Source organism: Halomonas sp. M4R1S46 (assembly GCF_025725685.1).
Taxonomy (GTDB): Bacteria; Pseudomonadota; Gammaproteobacteria; order Pseudomonadales; family Halomonadaceae; genus Halomonas.
On the sequence record NZ_CP107008.1, the window covers coordinates 1,518,750 to 1,539,561 of the forward strand.

Annotated in this window: 21 protein-coding genes; 12 read left to right on the forward strand and 9 right to left on the reverse strand. The window is 70.1% G+C overall.

Going from position 1 to position 20,812, the window contains the following annotated elements:
• Positions 1 to 41 precede the first annotated feature (41 nt).
• The 6 genes from OCT48_RS07225 to OCT48_RS07250 all read left to right on the forward strand — a co-directional run bounded on the left by OCT48_RS07225 (position 42) and on the right by OCT48_RS07250 (position 4,719).
• Positions 42 to 1,055: a LysR family transcriptional regulator gene (locus OCT48_RS07225; protein WP_263592022.1), complete on the forward strand. Its 1,014-nt coding sequence runs from the start codon at positions 42 to 44 to the stop codon at positions 1,053 to 1,055.
• Positions 1,056 to 1,812: 757 nt separating this feature from the next.
• On the forward strand, positions 1,813 to 2,010 hold the full coding sequence (locus OCT48_RS07230) for a hypothetical protein (RefSeq protein WP_263592023.1): 198 nt from the start codon (positions 1,813 to 1,815) through the stop codon (positions 2,008 to 2,010).
• A gap of 30 nt (positions 2,011 to 2,040) precedes the next feature.
• A complete protein-coding gene (locus OCT48_RS07235; RefSeq protein WP_263592024.1) occupies positions 2,041 to 2,259 on the forward strand; it encodes a hypothetical protein in 219 nt (72 codons plus the stop codon).
• Positions 2,260 to 2,317: 58 nt separating this feature from the next.
• Complete coding sequence (locus tag OCT48_RS07240) at positions 2,318 to 2,725, forward strand: hypothetical protein (protein ID WP_263592025.1); 408 nt, start codon at positions 2,318 to 2,320, stop codon at positions 2,723 to 2,725.
• Positions 2,726 to 2,734: 9 nt separating this feature from the next.
• Entirely contained in the window at positions 2,735 to 3,100 is a 366-nt protein-coding gene (locus OCT48_RS07245; protein ID WP_263592026.1) for a YbaY family lipoprotein, read from the forward strand.
• Positions 3,101 to 3,153: 53 nt separating this feature from the next.
• The gene (locus tag OCT48_RS07250; RefSeq protein ID WP_263592027.1) at positions 3,154 to 4,719 is read left to right on the forward strand and encodes a M6 family metalloprotease domain-containing protein; all 1,566 of its coding nucleotides are present in this window, start codon (positions 3,154 to 3,156) and stop codon (positions 4,717 to 4,719) included.
• A 15-nt stretch (positions 4,720 to 4,734) separates the two neighbouring features.
• Here the strand turns inward: OCT48_RS07250 and OCT48_RS07255 are convergent, their stop codons facing one another.
• The 4 genes from OCT48_RS07255 to OCT48_RS07270 all read right to left on the reverse strand — a co-directional run bounded on the left by OCT48_RS07255 (position 4,735) and on the right by OCT48_RS07270 (position 7,453).
• Positions 4,735 to 5,019 carry a hypothetical protein gene (locus tag OCT48_RS07255; RefSeq protein ID WP_263592028.1) on the reverse strand — a complete coding sequence of 95 codons (285 nt, stop codon included), beginning with the start codon at positions 5,017 to 5,019 and terminating at the stop codon, positions 4,735 to 4,737.
• Positions 5,020 to 5,151: 132 nt separating this feature from the next.
• Positions 5,152 to 5,925 carry a substrate-binding domain-containing protein gene (locus OCT48_RS07260; protein ID WP_412031039.1) on the reverse strand — a complete coding sequence of 258 codons (774 nt, stop codon included), beginning with the start codon at positions 5,923 to 5,925 and terminating at the stop codon, positions 5,152 to 5,154.
• A 98-nt stretch (positions 5,926 to 6,023) separates the two neighbouring features.
• Positions 6,024 to 6,752 (reverse strand): ATP-binding cassette domain-containing protein, encoded by a 729-nt coding sequence (locus tag OCT48_RS07265; protein WP_263592030.1) that lies wholly within the window; start codon positions 6,750 to 6,752, stop codon positions 6,024 to 6,026.
• Positions 6,749 to 7,453: an ABC transporter permease gene (locus OCT48_RS07270; protein ID WP_263592031.1), complete on the reverse strand. Its 705-nt coding sequence runs from the start codon at positions 7,451 to 7,453 to the stop codon at positions 6,749 to 6,751. The genes OCT48_RS07265 and OCT48_RS07270 overlap by 4 nt, the downstream gene beginning before the upstream one ends.
• Before the next feature lie 120 nt (positions 7,454 to 7,573).
• On the opposite strand from OCT48_RS07270, the gene OCT48_RS07275 reads away from it, so the two are divergent.
• Entirely contained in the window at positions 7,574 to 8,476 is a 903-nt protein-coding gene (locus OCT48_RS07275) for a helix-turn-helix transcriptional regulator (RefSeq protein WP_263592032.1), read from the forward strand.
• A gap of 27 nt (positions 8,477 to 8,503) precedes the next feature.
• Here OCT48_RS07275 and OCT48_RS07280 read toward each other — a convergent pair whose 3' ends face one another.
• From OCT48_RS07280 to OCT48_RS07295, 4 genes are all read right to left on the reverse strand, one after another.
• Positions 8,504 to 9,823, reverse strand: coding sequence for an NAD(P)-binding domain-containing protein (locus tag OCT48_RS07280; RefSeq protein ID WP_263592033.1), 1,320 nt, complete (start codon positions 9,821 to 9,823; stop codon positions 8,504 to 8,506).
• A complete protein-coding gene (locus OCT48_RS07285; protein WP_263592034.1) occupies positions 9,820 to 10,380 on the reverse strand; it encodes an OsmC family protein in 561 nt (186 codons plus the stop codon). The genes OCT48_RS07280 and OCT48_RS07285 overlap by 4 nt, the downstream gene beginning before the upstream one ends.
• A 113-nt stretch (positions 10,381 to 10,493) precedes the next feature.
• Positions 10,494 to 11,048, reverse strand: coding sequence for a DUF4242 domain-containing protein (locus OCT48_RS07290; protein ID WP_263592035.1), 555 nt, complete (start codon positions 11,046 to 11,048; stop codon positions 10,494 to 10,496).
• A complete protein-coding gene (locus tag OCT48_RS07295) occupies positions 11,045 to 13,339 on the reverse strand; it encodes a BTAD domain-containing putative transcriptional regulator (RefSeq protein WP_263592036.1) in 2,295 nt (764 codons plus the stop codon). The genes OCT48_RS07290 and OCT48_RS07295 overlap by 4 nt, the downstream gene beginning before the upstream one ends.
• 251 nt (positions 13,340 to 13,590) lie before the next feature.
• Between OCT48_RS07295 and OCT48_RS07300 the strand changes: the two genes are divergently transcribed.
• Positions 13,591 to 14,217: a carboxymuconolactone decarboxylase family protein gene (locus OCT48_RS07300; RefSeq protein ID WP_263592037.1), complete on the forward strand. Its 627-nt coding sequence runs from the start codon at positions 13,591 to 13,593 to the stop codon at positions 14,215 to 14,217.
• Here OCT48_RS07300 and OCT48_RS07305 read toward each other — a convergent pair.
• Entirely contained in the window at positions 14,206 to 16,188 is a 1,983-nt protein-coding gene (locus OCT48_RS07305) for a sigma-54-dependent Fis family transcriptional regulator (RefSeq protein WP_318152588.1), read from the reverse strand. The genes OCT48_RS07300 and OCT48_RS07305 overlap by 12 nt on opposite strands.
• Before the next feature lie 348 nt (positions 16,189 to 16,536).
• Between OCT48_RS07305 and OCT48_RS07310 the strand changes: the two genes are divergently transcribed.
• Genes OCT48_RS07310 through OCT48_RS07325 form a run of 4 tightly spaced genes read left to right on the forward strand, consistent with a single transcriptional unit; the run spans position 16,537 to position 20,789 of the window.
• Positions 16,537 to 17,055, forward strand: coding sequence for a gluconate 2-dehydrogenase subunit 3 family protein (locus OCT48_RS07310; protein ID WP_263592038.1), 519 nt, complete (start codon positions 16,537 to 16,539; stop codon positions 17,053 to 17,055).
• Between the two features lie 45 nt (positions 17,056 to 17,100).
• Positions 17,101 to 18,681, forward strand: coding sequence for a GMC family oxidoreductase (locus tag OCT48_RS07315; protein ID WP_263592039.1), 1,581 nt, complete (start codon positions 17,101 to 17,103; stop codon positions 18,679 to 18,681).
• Positions 18,682 to 18,695: 14 nt separating this feature from the next.
• Complete coding sequence (locus tag OCT48_RS07320; protein WP_263592040.1) at positions 18,696 to 19,682, forward strand: thiamine pyrophosphate-dependent dehydrogenase E1 component subunit alpha; 987 nt, start codon at positions 18,696 to 18,698, stop codon at positions 19,680 to 19,682.
• A gap of 39 nt (positions 19,683 to 19,721) precedes the next feature.
• Positions 19,722 to 20,789, forward strand: a complete 1,068-nt coding sequence (locus OCT48_RS07325) for a 2,3-butanediol dehydrogenase (RefSeq protein WP_263592041.1) — start codon at positions 19,722 to 19,724, stop codon at positions 20,787 to 20,789.
• Positions 20,790 to 20,812: the final 23 nt, after the last annotated feature.

Here is a 20,812-nt window from a genome sequence, read left to right on the forward strand (position 1 = left end):
CTATGCCGGCTTTCCATAGATGAACATCTATAGGTCGTGCCATGAATATCCGTCACCTGACCTTCCGCCTGCTGCAGGTGCACGTAGAAGTCGTCCGCCGAGGCTCGGTCAGCGAGGCCGCCCGGCGGCTGCATCTCACTCAGCCCACCGTGTCCCAGCAGCTCAAACGGCTCCGCGAGGCGGTGGGCGAGCCGCTGCTGGAGACCCGCCAGGGCCGGCTGGAGCCCACCGAGGCGGGCCTCGAGCTCTACCGGGCCAGCCGCGAGGTGCTGGGACGCTTCGACGACTTCGCTGATTACCTGGACGCCCTGCGCGGCGGCCGGCGGGGCCACTTCAGCATCGCCCTGGTCAACACCGCCCAGTACGTGCTGCCGCGCCTGCTGGGCCCCTTCAACCGGGCCTACCCGGAGGTGGAGGTCACGGTGCACATCGGCAACCGCCAGCAGATGCTGCGCCGCTTCGACCGCCAGGAGGATGACCTCTACGTCTTCAGCCATCCGCCGTCGCTGGAGCACGCCCTGGCGGGGCGCTTCCTGCGCAACCCGCTGGTGATGGTCGCCCCGCGGGACCATCCCGCCGTCCGGGAGCCGGGCTGGGCGCTGGAGCGATTGCTCGGCGAGCGGCTGCTACTGCGCGAGCCGGGCTCGGCGACCCGCATGCTGACCGACCGTTGGCTGCTCGAGCGGGGGCTCGCCACCGGGCCGACCATGCAGATGGCCAGCAACGAGGCGATCCGGGTCGGGGTCGCCTCGGGCCTGGGACTGGCGATCCTCTCCGAACACGTGCTGCCGCCGGAGCATCCCGACCTGGCGACTCTGCCGTTGCCGGGCCTGCCCATCGAGAGCCACTGGCAGTTCATCGCCCGGCGCGACCAGCGCCTGGCCCATTCGGCGCTAGGGTTCCTGCGTTTCGTGCGCGATTACCTGGAGGAGTGCGTGGAGAAGCGTTTCGTCTGCAACGAGCTCCCCGGGCTGCTGGCCGGGCTGGAGGCGGTCAAAGACCCTCGGCGAGCCGTCGGCGAAAGTGTTGCGGGTCGCAGCCCATCAGCGCCTTGAAGTGCTCGAGAGAGGCCGAGCGTCCCAGGCAGGCGACTTCGGCCAGCGCATCCACGCTAACGCGTTGACTGAGATCCCGGGTCATGGTGGCCAGGGCCCTGACCATCCTCGGGTCATGCATGGCCGCCAGCCAGGGCAAGGGACCTTCTTGGCGGTCCACCGAGCGTGGCAACACGATCAGGCGCCGCTTCATCTATGCCGAGAGCATGGTCTGGCTGCCGAGTTTAGGGCACACCAGCTCGTTGAACATCATGCGGGGCTCGCAGTGCTGCTCGCGCTGACCCTGGCCACGGCCTGGCCGTTCAACGGCTTCGTGCTGAGATGGGTCGAGAGAGGGACCGGGCGGAGCCGGGGAGGGCACGCGATCTGTCAGCGCACAATAAAGCCATTCTTTGATGAGTTATTTTATTAATGTGAAGTGTCTTTATTAAATAAATATCCATCCTCTAATATTGAAGGCGGCTATTGGTCTTCGCTTGTCTTTAGCTATTTTTTTCTGCGAGTGGGGATGGCGAAACTATACTGAATTTTGCCAACGTTGCCTCTCGTAAAGAAGTGTGAAAGGCAAGGTATGGAATAGTAAGAAATCGTGAGTGACAGGGTGTGACATCCTGACCACGTTCCCCTCCGGGCAGGTGGGCTCCCGGCCGGATCCTGCGGGATATCGGAAGGCATCCCTGTTGCAGGACTGCGGCCCCATCGGGTTTCGGACCCAGTCGATATGCACCTGACGCCATCATGATTGGAGAGGGGAGCAATGGCGACGAATAGCGAGAACTACCAGTTTGGCATGCTGGCCAGTGATGATGTCAGGACAGGCTTCATTTCCGGTGTCACCTTCAGGAACAAGCCGGTCCAGTATTCGGTAGTGGATGGGCTGGCCGTGTTCGAGGGCTGTATCGTGCTCGGCACCGCTAGCGGCGCGCCCTGCCGCCAGAGCCCCTCGACTGTCTGACGCTTTCATGAACGAAAGGGGGCGACGACCATGTGGAACAACGGCAAGACGGTCCAGCAGGTCTACAGCACGCATCACTCGCAGAATGCCTGGGCCAATATCCAGGGGATGGGCTGGCGAAAGATCAAGACCGGTGCGACGGATGGCGTGACCAATACCTTTTGCCTACTGAGTGCCGCCAAGGCGAACAATCGAACCGTGAACCTCTATATCGTGGATAACCGCATCGAGCGCGCCTACATGAATTGACCCGGGGCGCCCAGAGCGAAGCCGGCACGACGGCCTCGAAGAGGACAGGAGAACAGAGATGTGCCCGGACACGATCAACATCAATATCAACATGCCCGCCGGGGATGCCATGCGCCAGGTGACCGAGGGCGGGGGAGTCACGTCCCTCGGCGCCGGGGCCGCCGAGGGGCCGCCGCCCGACGAGAGCGGAGGTGCCGCCATGCTCCAGGGTGACGTGGCGGCCGCACCACCCCCCGAGGAGGTGGGGGGAGCCGCCCTCGCTCAGGGCGACGTGGACGGGGCGCCGCCACCGCCGGATCTCATGGCCGGGGAGGCCGAGGCGGGCGTGTCGACCGAGGTGCCGCCCGGCCCCGAGGCCCCCGATGCACCGGCGATGGACGATGCCGAAGCGGATAACGCCTCCGGGAGCAAACGTTCGGCAGGCAAGTCTGGAGCAGCGCCAAAATCCACCAAGACCAGGAAGTGACCCGAACCGATGTCGCCACTCGTCCCAGGCCGGGTCCATGGCGTCCTCGTCCTAGGTGCGGAGGTGGCGGGCTTTACCGGTGCCACCCTGCACGTCTACCCCGAGGATGTGAGTCGCATCGACGCGCCCGCCACGCCGGTGGCCAGGGTGTCGATCCCCCACCTGCACCATCGGGCGGGTGAGGTGTCCCGGTTCGATTTCGAGTTGAGGGGTGGTCCCGTCGACCCCGCCGCTCACTACTCGGTGCGCGCCCATGTCGATCTCGACGGCAGCGGCACCCCGGCGCCGGGCGATCTCGTCACCGTGCAAAGCTTCCCGGTGCTGACGTTCGGCCCCCCGGACCGTGTCGCGCTCAGCGTCAGGCAGATCGCGTAGTGGCGGCTGGCGGGCCGGTGAGGCGACAGCGCGGGATGCCCCAAGGAGGCCCCATGTGTGACCAGCGTTGCATCGTTCCGCCCTCGCCGGAGCTGGAGGAACGCATCATTCGCTCGCGCCAGGAACTGCTGGCCGGGCACACCCTGCCCGACAAGCCCACGGTCGACGTCCTCGACCTGCGAAGCGTGACGCGCATCCTGACCCGTCCGCCCAGGACGCGCGCCCATACCCTCATTTCCCATGTCGTCGACTTCGCACCCATCACCGGCGTGCGTCGGGCGCTCGTGCTGCTGGTGGACTTCTCCGACGAGGCGGCGACCCAGTCCCGGGGCCACTACCAGGACATGCTGTTCTCGGTGGGCAGCCAGGCGACCGGCAGCATGCGTGACTACTACCGCGAGGTGTCCTACCAGCAACTCGATGTCATCGGCGAGGTGAGCGGGACCGGCGGGGTCACCGCGGGCTGGTACCGCGCCCCCCAGACCAAGGCCTACTACACCAACGGCGACTATGGGTTCGGCGACTATCCACGCAACGCCCAGAAACTGGTCGAGGATGTCGTGGACCTGGCCGCGCCCCACCTCAACTTCGCCGATTACGACAACGACGGCGACGGCGTGGTCGATGCGCTGGTCATCATCGCCGCCGGCACGGGGGGAGAGGTGAGCGGCGATACCGGCGACATCTGGTCCCACAAGTGGGGCATCACCCCCAGGAACGTGGATGGCGTCCAGGTGCGCAACTACTTCATGGCGCCGGAGGACGGTCGTGTCGGGGTCATGGCCCATGAACTCGGCCACCTGCTGATGAAGTGGCCGGATCTCTACGACACCGACTACACCTCACGGGGCACGGGGCGTTGGGACCTGATGGCCGGTGGCAGCTGGAACGACGGGGGCAACACGCCCGCGCACCCCACCGCCTGGTGCAAGGTCAAGGCGGGCTGGGTCACGCCGACGACGATCTTCAACGCCCAGCAGAGCGTGACCCTGCAGCCCTACGCCCGCCACCCCGACGTCTACCGCTTGCCCATCGGCAGCCCCGACAGCAAGGAGTACTTCCTCGTCTCCAACCGGCAGCAGGCGGGCTTCGACACCCACCTGCCGGGGGAGGGCTGCCTCATCGAGCACGTCGATGACAACCAGTCCAACAATACCGACGAGACTCACTACCTGGTGGATATCGAACAGGCCGATGGCCAGGGTCACCTGAACAGCAACGCCAACGCGGGGGATGCGGAAGACCCCTATCCCACCGCCGGCAACAACGCCTTCACCGTGGCTACCACGCCGGCCAGCAAGGCCTACGACGGCTCGGATTCCCGGGTGGCGGTGACCGATATCCAGCGGGTGGGTGACACCATCACAACCGATATCAATGTGGGGGGCGTCACGGCCAAGGCCTGGCACAATCATCGGGCGGTACTGCAGACCTACAGCACCTATCACTCGCAGAATGCCTGGGCGAGGATCCAGGGGCTGGGCTGGCGCAAGATCGAGACGGGCAGTGCGGACGGGGTGACCAACACCTTCCTGGCGCTCTGCGAGGCGCAGGCCAACGACCGTCAGGTCAGCGTCTACGCCGATGGTGACACGCTCTACCGGATGTACCTGCTGTAGTGCGGCAGGCGTCCGTCACGGTTCGGCCTGCCTCAGCCGGGAGAGCTGGAACAGGCCGTGCCGGGCATCGCCGAGATACTCGGCCTCCGCCAGGAAGACACAGCCCGGATGGAGGCCGGCGATCGACTCGAAGGTGAACCCCGCCACGGTGGTGCCCACCCGGCGATGGGCCAGGTCGGGGCCCTCGCGAGGCTGTGTGGCCAGCAACGCGAAGGCCAGCTCGTGCTTGTCGGGGAAGCGCGCCGAGCGCTCGAGAGACACCAGCCTGCCCTTGACGTCGCAGCGATTGGGCGGTGCCATGATGCCGCCTTGTCCGGTCGTGGCCACCGGCAGTCCTCCCCGTCATGACGGCTGTCGCGCCTGTGATTCCAGTGTATGCCAAGCTGGCCGGCGACGGCGGGTCGGCGTCGCCGGGCATGGGGCACGGCACGCTCAGTCGGCGTTGGGGAAGAACAGCTGCTGGCCCTTCACCTCGAAGTCGGCGATGGCCTGCTGGCCCGCGTCGGAGAGCAGCCAGTCATGCCACTGCGCGGCCAGGTCATGCTTGAGGTGCGGGTGCTGCTCCTCGGCGAGCCGCAGGCTGCCGTACTGGTTGAACAGCGCCTCGTCGCCCTCGAAGAGCAGTTCGAGGTTCTGGCGGTTGTCGAAGGCCACCCAGGTGGCGCGGTCGGACATCACGTAGGCGTCCATGCCGGCGGCGGTATTGAGCGTCGGGCCCATGCCGCTGCCCAGCTCACGGTACCACTCGCCGGCGGGTTCGATGCCGGCGGCGTCCCACAGGCGCCGCTCGGCACGATTCGTGCCGCTGTCGTCGCCCCGCGAGGCGAAGGGCGCCTCGGCCTCGGCGATCCGCGAGAAGGCCTGCTCGACGGTCTCGGCCTCGCGGATGCCCGCCGGGTCCCCGGCGGGGCCGATGAGCACGAAGTCGTTATACATCACGTCGGCCCGCTCGGTGGCGTAGCCGTCGGCGACGAAGCGCTCCTCACCGGCCGTATCGTGCACCAGCAGGCTGTCGGCGTCGCCGCGTCGGGCGATCTCGAAGGCCTGGCCGGTACCCACGGCGACCACCCGGACCTCGATGCCACTGGCCTCGCGGAACGGCGGGATGATGGCATCGAACAGCCCCGAGCTCTCGGTGGAGGTGGTGGAGGCCAGGGTGATGTAGGGCGCCTCGTCCTGGGCGACGGCGGTCATCGAGAGGCCCATCAGGCCGAGGGCGGCGAGGGGGAGTCCTGTACGCATGCTTGGCATCCTTGTGTGGCGTTGCGTGGTTGGGAGAGTGGTGGCGGTGGCGATGTGCGGGGCTACCAGACCAGCTCCCCGCGCAGGAAGGCCGCCGCCTCAGGGGTGGCGGGTGCCGTGAAGAAACGCTCGGCCGGGGTGTGCTCGAGGAGCCGGCCGCCGCACAGGAAGACCACCTCGTCGGCCAGGCGACGGGCCTGGTGCAGGTCGTGGGTGCTCATCAGGATGCGCGTGCCACGCCGGTGGAAGTCGCTCACGGCATCCTCCACCGCCTTGATGGCGGCGGGGTCCAGCGCCGAGGTGGGCTCGTCGAGGAACAGCATCCGGGGCTCGAGCAGCCAGGCCCGGGCCAGGGCCAGGCGCTGCTGTTCGCCGCCGGAGAGCACTCGGGCCGGGCGGCGGGCCAGCGCGCCCAGGCCGAAGCGCTCCAGGGCCTCCCGGGCCAGGGGGCGGCGGCGGCGCCAGGGGGTGCCGTTGACGCCCAGCGCATAGCACAGGTTGTCCAGTGCAGAGCGCTTGAGCAGCACCGGGCGCTGGAAGACCATGGCCTGGCGGGGCATCTCGCCCTGCCAGCGAACCCGCCCGTGCGTGGGCGAGAGCAAGCCGTGGGCCAGGCGCATCAGCAGGCTCTTGCCGGCGCCGTTGGGGCCCATCACCAGGGTGCGCCGACAGCCGTCCAGGCGCAGGGAGAGATCGCTGAGCAGGGGCTGGCCGCGGTGGTGGAAGCCGAGCCCCTCGAGCTCGAGGGGCGCGATGGAGGCCGGGGTGTGGACCTGGAGCATGTCGTTCATCCGAGCCGCCTCCGCGCCGTCTCGCCGACCAGGTGCGCCGCGGCGTTGACCAGTGCCACCAGGCCGAGCAGCACGATGCCCAGGCCGAGCGCCAGGGGCAGGTTGCCCTTGCTGGTCTCGAGCACGATGGCCGTGGTCATCACCCGGGTCACCCCGTCGATGTTGCCGCCGACGATCATCACCGCGCCCACCTCGGCACTGGCCCGGCCGAAGCCGGCCAGCACCACCATCATCAGGCCGAGGCGGGCGTCCCACAGCAGGGTGGGGATCATGCGCGTCCGGGACAGGCCCAGGGAGCGCAGTTGCTCGCGGTATTCCAGGTGCAGCTCCTCCACCTGCTGGCGGGTCAGGGCGGCGATGATCGGCAGCACCAGCAGCAGCTGGGCCACCACCATGGCGCCGGGGGTGAACAGCAGCCCGAACTCGCCCAGCGGACCGGCCCGGGACAGCAGCAGGTAGACCGCCAGGCCGGCCACCACCGGCGGCAGGCCCATCAGGGCGTTGAGCGCCACCACCAGCACGCCGCGTCCGGGGAAGCGCCACAGCGCCAGGGCCGCGCCCAGCGGCAGACCCAGCAGGGCGGCGATCAGCACCGCCGTCAACGAGACCTTGAGCGACAGCACGACGATGCCCAGCAGCGTCGGATCCAGGTCGAGGATCAGCGCGAGCGCGGTGGCGAAGGCGGAGTCGTGTTGGGGCATCCATTTCTCCTGACGTTTCCAGGCATCATGTGCCCTGTGTAAGCTGCTTGCATCGGGTACTGAAAAATATGCCGCAGAACACACCGGAATGACATTCCGGGGACGACGGGAGGCGAGGGAATGACGACGGACCTCATCGGGGCCGGGCCGGCCTACCTGACCACCGCCGAGGTGGCCGAGTACCTGCGCCTGAAGCCGCGCAAGGTCTACGACCTGGTGCGCCAGGGACAGATCCCCTGCACCCGGGCCACCGGCAAGCTGCTGTTTCCCCGCCAGAGCATCGATCTGTGGCTGATGAGCCACCTTGAGGGCGACCAGCCGGGGAGCCGCCCGGTGCCGGTGGTGCTCGCCGGCAGCCAGGACCCGCTGCTGGAATGGGCGGTGCGCGAGAGCGGGGCGGGCCTGGCCACCCTGTGCCACGGCAGCGGGGACGGCGTGCGCCGCCTGCTCGCCGGCGAGGCCATGGTGGCCGGCCTGCACCTGGTGGACGAGGCCAGCGGGCGCTACAACCGGCCGGAGGCGCTGGGTCTCTCCGGCATGCGCGACCTGGTGATGGTGCGCTGGGCGACGCGGCGCCAGGGACTGCTGCTGGCCCCCGGCAACCCCCTGGGCATCCGGCGGCTGGCCGACCTGGCCCGGCCCGGGGTGCGGCTCGCCCACCGCCAGGCCGGGGCCGGGGCCCAGCGGCTGCTGGGCTGGCTGCTGCGGCGGGCGGGGGTGGCGGCCGAGCGGCTCGCCTTCATGGCCCACCCCTCGCTCAGCGAGGACGATCTGGCGCTGGCCATCCGCCAGGGCGAGGCCGACGCGGGGCTCGGGGTGGAGGCCGCCGCCCGGCGCCAGGGACTGGCCTTCGTGGCGCTCCAAGACGAGGCCTTCGACCTGGCCTTGCGCCGGCGCAGCTACTTCGAGCCGCCGCTGCAGCGCCTGCTGGCCTTCGCCCGGGAGCCGCGCTTCCACGAGCGCGCCGAGGCGTTCGGCGGCTACGACGTCGGCGAGCTCGGCCGGGTGACCTACAACGCCTGAGGTCGCCGCCCGGGGCCGCGCGGCGGGCTAGTCGAGGGGGCAGGCGAGGGGCGTCACGACGCTCGGCCGCAGCGGCGCGCCCGAGGAGGCCCCTGCCAGGTAGGCGGCGAGGTGGGCACTGAGCTCGCGGGCGTCGTCATCGGCGCCATGGAGGAAGCTCGACTTGCGCCGGCGCATGAACGGCAGGCCCATGGCGTAGACGCCGGGCGCGTCCACCACCCCGCCGTGGTGTCGAAGCCGGCCCTTGCGATCGAACACCGGCAGGTGCAGCCAGCGGTAGTCGGGCCGAAAGCCGGTGGCCCAGATGACGCTGCCGATCTCGCCACGCGCCAGGTCGAGGTCGAGGCACGGCGAGCGCGGCACGGGCGTGGGGGCGAAGCGCTCGGGCGGCGGCAGGCAGGTGTCCCGGTCATGGGTCCGCGACCAGTCGTCGAAGGTGTCCAGCAGGCGGCCGAGCTTGAGGTCGGCGGCGGCACAGTGGGTACGCAGCGACCCCGAGAACTGCAGGTGCCCATCGCGCAGGCCGACCAGGCGACCGACCAGCCGCACGCCCTGCTCGGCCAGCGTCCCCAGCGACAGCGTCCGCGGCTCGGGGCTTCCCACCAACTGGGGCGAGGGCAGGCGACGGGCGCGCTCGAGATCCTCCACCTCGTCGTGACGCTGGTCGAGCAGGCCGGCCGCCTCCAGCCACCACTGGATGTCGCGACCGCGGTAGCGACGCAGCATGCGCACATGGTCGCCCACCGACAGGGTCACGGGACGCCCGCTGCGCTGGATCTCGTCGGCGAGCTGGACCCCGCTCGCCGAGGCGCCCACCACCAGAACGCCGTCTTCAGGAAGATCCTCGGGCCGCCGGTAGTCGTGCAGGCTCAGGCTGGCGATGCCGGGCGGCAGCGCTCCGGCCAGGGCCGGTACCCGCGGCAGGTTGCAGGCCCCGCTGGCCAGCACCAGCGCCCGGCAGCGCCACTCGCCACGCTCGGTGATCACCCGGTAGCCGCCGTCCCCCGGGCGTACCGACCGCACCCGGGTATGGGGATGGACTGGCGCCGCGGTCCGGCGGGCGTAGTCGTCCAGGAAGGCGATCAGCTCGGCCATGGTCATGAAGCCCTCGGGCTCGGGCCCCGCATAGGGGAGCCCGGGCAGTCGGCACTGCCAGTTGGGGGTGAGCAGGCGCAGCGAGTCCCACCGCTCGTGCCGCCAGGAGTTGGCCACCTCGCCGCGCTCCAGGAGCACATGGTCGATGCCGCGCGCCGCCAGGTGGTGGGACATGGCCAGCCCGGCGTGGCCCGCGCCGATGACCACCACGGTCACGGCGCGGGCGCGGCGGTGGAGGGCTTGCCCTGTCATGCCAGGGTCACCGCGACATCGGTGGGGTTGGTGAGCAGGTCGAACACCGCGGAGCGCTTCTGGGACTGGGCCACCAGGGCGGCGATCTCCTCGCGGCTCGCGTCGGCGTCGATCTCGTAGCTCACGCGGACCGCATCGAAGCCGTTGCGCACCTCGCTGTCCATGCCCAGGATGCCCTGGATGTCCATGCGGCCCTCGACGCAGGCCTTCACCGAGCGCAGCTGGATCCCGCGATGCTGGGCCACGGCGGCGATGCCCGCGGTGAGACAGCCCGCCAGACCCACCAGCACGTACTCCACCGGCGTCGGGCCGTGATCCTCGGAGGCGAAGACCGCCGGGTGGTCGGTATCGAAGGTGGAGCGCTGGCGGTGGGCCTGTGTCTCGCCGAGGCCGTGGAAGGTGTCGATGGTGCTGCGGCTGTGGGTGCCGTTGACCCAGTCGCAACGGGCCTGCCAGGTGAAACGTGCGGCCTCGGGCGCCTCGGCCAGGGCCTCGCGGGCGCCGAGCAGGGCGGCGACGTTGACGCCGTTGTCGATGGTGTGGATGGCGGTGGTCATGGATGTCGTCCTCGCGTGTCGTGATGGTCGAGGCCGTCGACGGGATGTCTGGCGGCTCGAGAGTCAGCCTGCGAGGGAGGCGTGGGACCCAGCGTGGGAAGGTGCGTGGTTTTTCACGAGGCGGGCGTGGAAGCGGCCGACGTGGACGCGGGGGGCGCCACCCGCTGGAAGGCCCAGGCCGCCTCCAGCGGCATGCCGGCCTGGCGCTGGGCGATGCGCACCGACTCGGCGTCCGGTGCCTGGTAGAGGCAGAGCATGCGCCGCCGGTCCAGGGAGAAGAAGGTGCGCAGGAAGCGCACGCGATGGTTCTGCAGGCAGGCCGCGCCGGTGTCCTCGATGGCCTGGATCTCGGCCAGATCGACGGGAGTCGCGAAGGCTCGCTCCACCAGCACGTTGCCCGAGGCGCCCGCCGTGCCGGGGGACTCATGGAGCGTGCCGGCCCATAGCCGGCTGACATCGGCGCCGGCCTGGCGCAGGCCCACCCTCGCCGCTTCCGCGTCCGGCGCCCGGAAGTGACAGACCATCCGTCGGCCGTCCCGGGCCAGCAGGCTGCCCTGCCAGGCGACACGGTGCAGGTCCAGGCAGTCCTGGGCGGCGAGGGTCAGCCGGCTGACGACCTCCGGCGCCAGGGGCGTCGTGAAGCGCCGCTCCAGGACGATATCGATCATGGGGCGTTCCTCCCGTTGCCTTCGACGTCGCGCGTTCCGGCCTCGGATGCCGTCGGGAGGGGGGCGCCAGGCCCGCTCAGCAGCTCGGCCGCCTGCTCGCGGACCCAGGCCGAGACGGTGGTCGCCTGCATCTTCTCGGCGGCCTGGCTATGCTCGGCCGCGCGCGAGGTCTCCTCCAGGGCATGTCCTGCCCGGGCCAGGATGGCATGGGCCAGCAGCCGTTCGCTGTCGCGCTCGAGGGCCTGGGCATTGGCGAGGGCCTCCTCGGCGGCGAGGCTCGCCTCGCGGGGGCGCCGGCGGGCCAGGTGCAGCCGTGCCGCCCGGTTGAGCACCCAGGCCAGGCGGTGCTTGGCATCGGCGTCGCGCAGTGCCGGCAGGGCGGCCGCCAGGGGGCGCGGCTCATCGTCCTCGGCCAGCCGGCACAGGGCCTCGGCGGCATGGGCGAAGGGACCCTCGCTGCCGCCGCGCAGGCGATCGCCCAGGGCGACGAGGGCCTGGCAGCGCTGGCGCGCCGTCGGGTAGTGGCCCGTCTCCAGTGCCATCATCATCAGGTACTCGTTGGCCTGGAACTCGCCGAGGCGGTCGCCGCCGGCCTTGCACAGGGTGCGCGCCTCCTGGAAGGCCGCTTCCGCCTCCGTGCCCCGGGCGTCGTGCCAGGCCAGCAGGCCCCGCGCCAGCGACATTGCCGGATGGGTGAGGTGATGCCGGTCGGCGCGCGCCTCGGCACTGGTCAGCAGGGTCCTGGCCTGGTCCAGGTCGCGCTCCAGCATGGCCAGGCAGCGAGCGGCCTCGGCCATGGCGATGACCTGTTCGGGATCCTCGGCGCTGCGGGTCACCCGCTCCGACTGCAGGGCCTCCTCCCGGGCGTGGCCCCACTGGCCGTGGGCCCAGCGCAGGTGGCTGGCCAGGTGATAGCCGAGCCGGGCGTGGGCCAGGTCGCCATGTTCCAGGGCCTGTTCGGCGAGCTCCACCAGCGCCTCGGCGGTCGCCTCCCAGTCCGCCGGTGGGGCGGCGCCCAGCTCCACGGCATGGAGGTCGAGCAGCAGGCAGATACGGCGCCGGCCGGGCAGGCTCTCGGCCAGTGCCAGGCCGCGCCGGGCCAGGCGCAGGGCCTCGTCATTGGCGAAGAAGCGCAGGCACAGGCGTCCGGCGGTGACCAGGGCCTCGGCGGCCAGTGCCGGATCGCCGCTGCGCTGGGCGTGATGGGCGAGCTCCGCGGCCTCGTCCAGGTCGTGGCTGGACGACGCCACCAGGTGGTGGGCGATGCTGCGGTGCATGACCTGCCGCCGTGCCGGGGAGATGGTCGCATAGAGGCGGCCGACCAGCTCATCGTCGGCGAAGCACAGGCCCTGCTCGCGGGACGCCAGCCACCCGAGGCGCTCGGCGGTCTCCAGGGCCAGGCCGATCCGGTGACTGTCCAGGCCGCTGTAGCGGGCCAGGGCGCCCGTGTCGGGGCAACGGCCGAGCAGCGACGCCCACTGCAGCAGCTCCCGGGTATCGGGCTCGAGCCCTGCCAGGATCTCGGCCTGACCGGCGGGTGCCGGGGCCGACGTCGGCGGCGTGCCCGGCCCCTTGACCGGGTGGCGCCTGGCCGCCGGCAGGGCCCCGGAAACGGGCAGGCCCGCCTCCTGGAGCAGGCGCATGCCGAGCTGGTACTGCTGCTCGGCCTCCCGGGGGCGATGCAGGGCCTGGAGCAGGCGTACCAGCCGGGCGCGGGCCGGCTCGTCGAAGGGGTTCAGCCGGACCAGGGCCTGGGCATGGGGGAGGGCGCGCTCGGGCGCCTCGCCGAGTCGTTCCACCAGCGCCCCCAACAGTCGCGACTGGGCGCGCATGGCGCCCTCCCGCTCGGCCAGGCACCAGCTGTGGAAGTCGTGCAGGTTGGGCAGCTCCAGGCCTTCCAGGAAGGGGCCGCGGTAGCGGGCGGCGGTGGTCGCCAGGCAGGCGAGGTCGGCGTCCGGCAGCTCCCGGTCGACCAGGCGGTGCAGTCGCAGCACGTCCACGTCCAGGTCCTCGAGATCCAGGCCGACCGACAGGCGATCGGCGACGAGGCGCGTCCGGTCCGGTGTGTCCACGAGGCGGCGCAGCTTGGACAGGCTCCAGCGCAGCGAGCCGCGGGGATCATCGGGCAGCTCCCAGAGCAGCTCGCAGAGGCGCTCCCGACTGATCGGGCGGGCGTGGAGGGCGAGGTAGGCCAGCAGGGCGCGGGTCTTCCGCGACGGGGGCAGCGACACCGGGCGGTCGTCGTGCAGGACCTCGAGGTCGCCCAGCAGGTTGAGGGTCAAGGCGCACATGGCAGCTTCCCGACGGCCGGCTCGTGCCAGTCGTGACGCCATCAGTATAGCCCGGCATGCCTCGCCATCCGCGCGTTTCGTCGGAGGGATGACGCCGGCGCGCGCAAAATACCACGCTGGCTCCCACGTCTTCTTCCTCGTCGCGGAATGATGCTGCCGGTATCGAGTGCCACGCCTCCCGGGGCTCGACTCCCCGGGCTCGGTCCGGGACCGCCCGTCGGCCCGGGCCCCGACATTCAGGAGAACCGGTCATGAGCTATATCGAGACGATCGCCCCGGAAGTGGCCGAGGGCGAGGTGCTGGCGCTGTACCAGCGCCAGCAGGCGCACTTCGGCTACCTGCCCAACTATGCCCGGGTGTTCAGCCACCGCCCCGACGTGATGGCAAGCTGGGCGAGCCTGCTGGCGACCATCCGGCGACATGTCGCGCCGCGCCGCTTCGAACTGGTTACCCTGGCTTCCGCCCAGGCCCTGGGCAACAGCTACTGCGCCCTGGCCCATGCCCGTGCGCTCGGCGAGCTGCTGGGCATGGACGCCGCGCGGGACGTGGTGGCCGGCGAGGCCAGCTCCCTGAGCGACGTGGAACACGCCATCATGGCCTTCGCCCGCAAGGTGGCCTGCCAGGCCCCGGCGGTGACGGCCGAGGATATCGAGGGCCTGCGCGAGCAGGGACTGGCCGACGACGAGATCTTCGACATCGTCGCCGTGGCCGCGGCGAGAGCCTTCTTCACCCGCATCCTGGATGGCCTGGGCGCCGAGCCGGATGCGGCCTATCGTGAGCTGCCCGAACCGCTGCGCGAGGCGCTCACCGTGGGGCGCCCCATCGCCCGGCCGGCGACGGGGGCGGCGGAGCAGGCGCTGTCGGGATCAGGGCGCTGACTGTTGATTGGGCGGCACGATCCCCAGGCGCTTCATGCGCCGGTAGATGGTGGGGCGCGATAGCCCCAGCTCCCGGGCCACGGCGCTGATGTTCCAGCGCTGCCGGCGCAGGGCCTCCTCCAGCGGATCCTCGCCGAGGGCCGGCCCTGCGCGGCCATTGCCGCTGGCGACGGGGGAACTCGCCGCCGGGTGGGCCAGATGGCCGCTGATGCATTCCTCGGGCAGGTCGCCGACCACCACCTCGTCACCCTCGCAGGTGGCCAGGGCATAGCGCAGGGCGTTGTGCAGCTCGCGGATGTTGCCCGGCCAGGGGTAGGCGAGCAGGGCGCTCATGGCGTCGCCGCGCAACCGCACCCGCCGGTCGCCGCGCTCGGCCTGCAGGTCCTCGAACAGCCGTCGGATCAGGTAGCCCTGGTCGGCCCGCTCGCGCAGCGGCGGCAGGCGCAGGCTGGCGCCGTTGAGGCGGTAGAAGAGGTCCTCGCGGAACTGGCCCAGGTCGATCAGTCCGCGCAGGTCGCGGTGGGTGGCGGCCACCACCCGCAGGTCCACCTTGAGCGGCCGGCTGGCGCCGATCGGCAGCACCTCCTGCTCGGCCAGTACCCGCAGCAGTCGGGTCTGCAGCTGCAGCGGCATGTCGCCGATCTCGTCGAGGAACAGGGTGCCGCCGTCGGCCTGGGCGATCAGCCCCTTCATGCCCTTGCTGCGCGCGCCGGTGAAGCTGCCGGGCTCGTAGCCGAACAGCTCGCTCTCGATCAGCGACTCGGGCATGGCGGCGCAGTTGATGGCCACGAAGGGCTTGTCGCATCGCCGGCTGGACTCGTGAAGGGCCCGGGCCATGCGCTCCTTGCCGGTGCCGGTCTCGCCGACGACCAGGATGTTGATCGGCTCGTTACGAAGCCTCGCGGCCCGGGTCAGGGTGTCGCGCATCGCCGGGTCGTCGTCGGCCAGGGCCTCCAGCGGCGCCAGGCTGGCGTCGCGGTAGTGGGGCTGGCCGGCAGGCGCGCGGCGGCGCTGGGGCTCGAGCAGGGTGGCGAAGTGCAGCTCGTGGTGGCGGTGGGTGCGGAAGGCGCGCACCCGATCGTCGCCGTAGTGTCGGGTGTCGAGGACCTCGCCGATCTCGGCGTCGAGCAGGTCCTGGATGTTCCAGGCGCGGAAGGGTCGGGCCTCGCCGGGGCCGGGCAGGGGCAGCTCGTGATGGCGCAGCAGCTTGCGCGCGGCGGTGTTGGCGGCCACCAGGGTGCCGTTCTCCTCGATGGCGATCAGGTAGCGCCGGTTGATCTGCACGAATTCCCGCGAGCGGTCCAGGCAGACCAGGTGATAGCCGCCGTAGCGCTGCAGGAAGAAGGCGTCCTCGATCATTCGGGCATAGTGCTTGACCACCTGCAGGGCGAAGGTCTGGGAGGCCTTGGACTCGGGGGATTGGTAGGCCGAGATATCGAGCACCGCCAGCAGCTGGCCGTCGGGGTCGAAGACCGGTGCCGCCGTGCAGGTCAGGCCGATGTGGTGGGCGCTGAAGTGATCGCTGTGGTGGCAGGTCAGCGGTACCCGCTCCTGGATGCAGGTGCCCACGGCGCAGGTACCGGCGTGCTCCTCGCTCCAGTCGGCACCCAGGTAGAGACCGGTGCGCTGGTGCTCGCGCTGGGCATGGCGGTCGCCGAGGAACTGCACGGCGATGCCCCGCGCATCGGTGAGCAGCACCACATAGTCCAGCGGCATGACCTGGCGGTAGAGCTGCTCGACGCCGGCTCGGGCCACCTGGATCAGGGCATCGGCCTGGTCCTGATGCTCGCGCAGGGTGCGGTCGGGGACGTAGCGGGGCGGGCTGGGGGCCGCGGGATCGAGACCAAAGCGGTCGATGCAGCGGCGCCAGGAGCGCTGGATCACCGCGTCCTCCTCATCGGCGGGATGATCGAGGGCGTGCAGGATCGTCTTCACGTGCTGTCGTTGTGCCTGGGCGTTGCTCATGGTCATGGCCTTTCGAAGGCATACCGGCGTGGCATGGTGTTGTCGTTGTCCTGCCCTTCAAGGTACGACCCCGCAACGCCTCCGAAGATGCGACCTTGGTCGCCCCCATTACACCTGTAACGTCATCTGTAAATTCCCCTGTCACGCCGGTTGTAATGCCCGGTGTCCCTAGCGGCCTCGCCAGGGGTCGATATCCCCCTCCGCGTTCGAATGATTCCCTCCAAAAACATGGCACTGGCCTTTTTAGGGCGCTTTCTGGCACGAAAGCTGCTCTGTCATGGCGTGCGGCCCCGTGCCGCCCTGGCTGATCAACGAGCGTGACGATCGCGTCCGCATAACAAGAGGAGCCATGCCATGACCCTTTCCCCCAAGGCGACGACGCTCAGCCGGCGCCGCTTCCTCAGCCTCTCCGGGCAGGGCGCGCTGCTGGCCGGCGGCCTGGCGCTGGCCGCCGGCGGCCTCTGGCCGCGCTGGGCCCTGGCCGAGCCCGACCTCGCCGCCGGCCTGCTGCGCATGGGCCGCGACATCTACCCCCACGAGGCGATCGCCGACCGCTACTACCTGGCGCCCCTCGAGCCGCTGCTCGAGCGCGATCGGGCGCTGATCGCCGACGGCCTGGCCGATCTCGACCGCCGGGCTCGCGAGGCTCACGGCACCCGCTACGGCGAGATCCCCCGGGAAGCCGACCGGGTGGCGCTGCTGCGCCAGATCGAGGACGGCGACTTCTTCCAGCGGGTCCGCAACACCCTGGTGGTGGGCCTCTACGACAACCCCGAATTGTGGCAGCCGCACTTCGGCTACGAGGGGGCCTCCTGGCAGCAGGGCGGCTACCTGTACCGCGGCTTCGACGACCTGGTGATCGACTGGCTGTAAGGGCGCAGGCCACCGACACGCACAACGATAACGAGGAGACACGCCATGACGACCCGTTTCGCCCATGACGACGACGGTGTGGTGGTGATCATCGGCTCCGGTGCCGGCGGCGGCACCCTGGCCCACGCGCTCGCCAAGAAGGGTATCAAGAGCGTGGTGCTGGAGGCCGGCAAGCGCTACCGGATGAACGACATCGAGAACGACGAGTGGGAGATGTTCAAGAAGATCTCCTGGCTCGACGAGCGCATCACCGCCGGGCCCCGCCAGCTCACCGAGACCTTCCCCAACCTGCCGGCCTGGATCGTCAAGGGGGTGGGCGGCAGCACCATCCACTGGGCCGGCGTCTCGCTGCGCTTCCAGCCTCACGAGTTCCGGCTGCACAGCGAGGTCGGCGATATCAAGGGCGCCAATCTGCTGGACTGGCCGATCTCCTATGAGGAACTCGAGCCCTACTACGTGCAGGCCGAGCGCCACATGGGGGTGACCGGCGAGTCCACCGGCATGCCTTACCACCAGTGGAACAACAACTTCAAGGTACTGGCGGCGGGTGCCGAGCGCGTCGGCTACACGAAGCTACGCGCCGGGCCCATGGCGATCAATACCGAGGAATACGACGAGCGCGGGCGCTGCATGCAGGCCGGCTTCTGCATGCAAGGCTGCCGCTTCGGGGCCAAGTGGTCGACCATGTACACCGATATCCCCCGCGCCGAGGCGAGCGGCCTTTGCGAGGTGCGCCCGCGCTCCATGGCCCTGCAAATCGAGCACGACGCCAACGGGCGCGCCACCGGGGTGGTCTACGCCGACGGCGACGGCAACCGCCATCGCCAGAAGGCGCGGGCGGTGTGCGTGGCGGGCAACTCCATCGAGTCGCCGCGGCTGCTGCTCAACTCCCACTCGTCGCTGTTCCCCGAGGGCCTGGCCAACTCCTCGGGACAGGTGGGACGCAACTACATGACCCACGCCACCAGCTGCATCTTCGGTGTGATGCCGAAACCCGTGCATATGCACCGGGGCACCACCTTCGCCGGGATCATCTCCGACGAGGCACGCCTCGACCGCTCCCGGGGCTTCGTCGGCGGCTACACCCTGGAGGTGATGTCGCTGGGCGTGCCCTTCTTCGCCAAGTTCATGGATCCCACCCAGGCCGGCTGGGGGCGCGAGATCACCACCGCCCTGGACAAGTACGACCACCTTTCCGGGGTGTGGATCTGCGGCGAGGATCTGCCGGTGGAGGCCAACGGCATCTCGCTGCATGACACCAAGAAGGACCAGCACGGCCTGCCGGTGCCCATCGTCTACAAGGGCGATCACCCCAACGACGAAAAGGTGCGAAGCCACGGCGAACAGCAGGCGCGACGCTGCTACGAGGCCGCCGGCGCCGAGCGCATCTTCCGCGTGCCGGACTTCCCCACCAGCCACAACGTGGGCACCAACCGCATGAGCGCGCAGCCCGCCGATGGTGTGGTCAACCGCTTCGGCCAGACCCACGACATCGACAACCTGTTCGTCTCCGACGGCAGCCAGTTCACCTCGAGCGGCGCCGAGAACCCGACCCTGACCATCGTCGCCCTGGCGCTGCGCCAGGCCGACCACATCGCCGCGCGCATGCAGCGCCGCGAACTCTGAGCGGAGGATTCCCCATGCAACCGACCCGCGACCAACGGCTGTGGATGTATCGCCAGATGGTGACCAGCCGCTACCTCGAGGAGCGCATCGAGACGCTCTACATGGAAGGCAAGACCCCGGTGTTCAACATGGCCAAGGGGCCCATCCCCGGCGAGATGCACCTCTCCAATGGCCAGGAACCCTGCGCGGTGGGCGTCTGCGCCCACCTGGGCGCCGAGGACATCGTCACCGCCACCCACCGGCCGCACCACATCGCCGTGGCCAAGGGCGTCGACCTGGATGCCATGGTCGCCGAGATCTTCGGCAAGGCCACCGGCCTCGCCGGCGGCCGTGGCGGCCACATGCACCTCTTCGACGAGGCCGTGAACTTCTCCTGCTCGGGGATCATCGGCGAGGGCCTGGGGCCAGCGGTGGGTGCCGCGCTGTCGCGCAAGATGCAGGGCAAGCCGGGGGTAGCCGTGGCCTTCATGGGGGAGGGAGCCGCCAACCAGGGCGCCTTCCACGAGGCCCTGAACCTGGCCGCCGTCTGGGATCTGCCGGTGGTCTTCGTCATCGAGGACAACGCCTGGGGCATTTCGGTGGCCAAGCAGGCCTCCACCGCCGTGCCGCGCAACGACCTGCGCGCCAGTGCCTACGGCATGCCCGGCCACCACGTGGCCGACAACGACGTGGATGGCGTTTTCGCCGCGGCCGGCGTGGCCATCGCCCGGGCCCGCGAGGGCCAGGGCCCGAGCCTGATCGAGATCGAGACCGCGCGACTGGCCGGCCACTTCATGGGCGACGGCGAGGACTACCGCCCCGAGGGCGAGAAGGCCGGCCTCGAGGCCCGCGACCCCATCCCGCGCTACCGCTGGGCGCTGCTCGAGGCCGGGCTGATCGACGAGGCCGGCGATAGCTCGCTCGTCGCCGAGGCCCACGCCCGGGTCGAGTCGGCCATCCGCTTCGCCCAGGACAGCGAGTTTCTGCCACCCGAGGCGGCGCTGGAGACGGTCTTCGTCTGACGGGGGCATGAATCGATAACAACAACCAGGAGCAATGCCATGAATACGATGCAAGCAGCGGTCTGGCACGGCCGCCAGGACGTGCGCCTCGAGACGGTGCCGCGTCCCGAGGCCCCGGCGGTGGGCTGGGTCCAGGTGCGGGTCCACTGGTGCGGGATCTGCGGCTCCGACCTCCACGAGTACCTGGCCGGTCCGGTGTTCATCCCGGTGGATGCGCCGCATCCGCTCACCGGGGTGCAGGGCCAGTGCATCCTCGGCCACGAGTTCTGCGGCGAGATCGTCGCGGTGGGCGAGGGCGTCGCCGGGCTGGCGCCCGGCGAGCGGGTGGCCGCCGACGCCTGCCAGCATTGCGGCGAGTGTGCCGACTGCCGAGAGGGCCGCTACAACCTCTGCGAGCGGCTGGCATTCACCGGGCTGATGAACGATGGCGCCTTCGCCGAGTTCGTCAACGTGCCTGCCAATATCGTCTATCCGCTGCCCGAGGGATTTCCCACGGAAGCCGGGGCGCTGATCGAGCCCCTGGCGGTGGGCATGCACGCCGTGCGCAAGGCAGGCGTCGTGGCGGGGCGCAGCGTGGTGGTGGTCGGTGCCGGCACCATCGGCCTGTGCACCCTGATGTGCGCCCGGGCCGAGGGAGCGGCGCGGATCATCGTCCTGGAGATGTCCGCCGCCCGCAAGGAGAAGGCCCGGGAGGTCGGCGCCGATGTGGTGCTCGACCCCAGCGAGTGTGACGCCATCGCCGAGATCCAGGCGCTCACCGGCGGGCGCGGCGCCGAGCTGGCCTTCGAGTGCATCGGCCACAAGGACACCGCCAAGCTCGCCATCGACGCCGTCCGCAAGGCCGGGCGGGTGGTGATGGTGGGCATCTTCGAGGAGCCCAGCGCCTACAACTTCTTCGAGCTGGTGGCCAGCGAGAAGGAGGTGGTCGGCTCGCTGGCCTACAGCGGCGAGTTCGCCGATGTCATCCGCCTGATCGACCGGGGCGCCCTGGACGTCGAGCCGCTGATCACCGGGCGCATCACCCTGCCCGAGATCATCGACAAGGGCTTCGAGGAGCTGGTCCACCGCAAGGATCAGAACGTCAAGATCATCGTGCAGCCCGCCTGAGGCGGGCCGCCACGCCACCATCG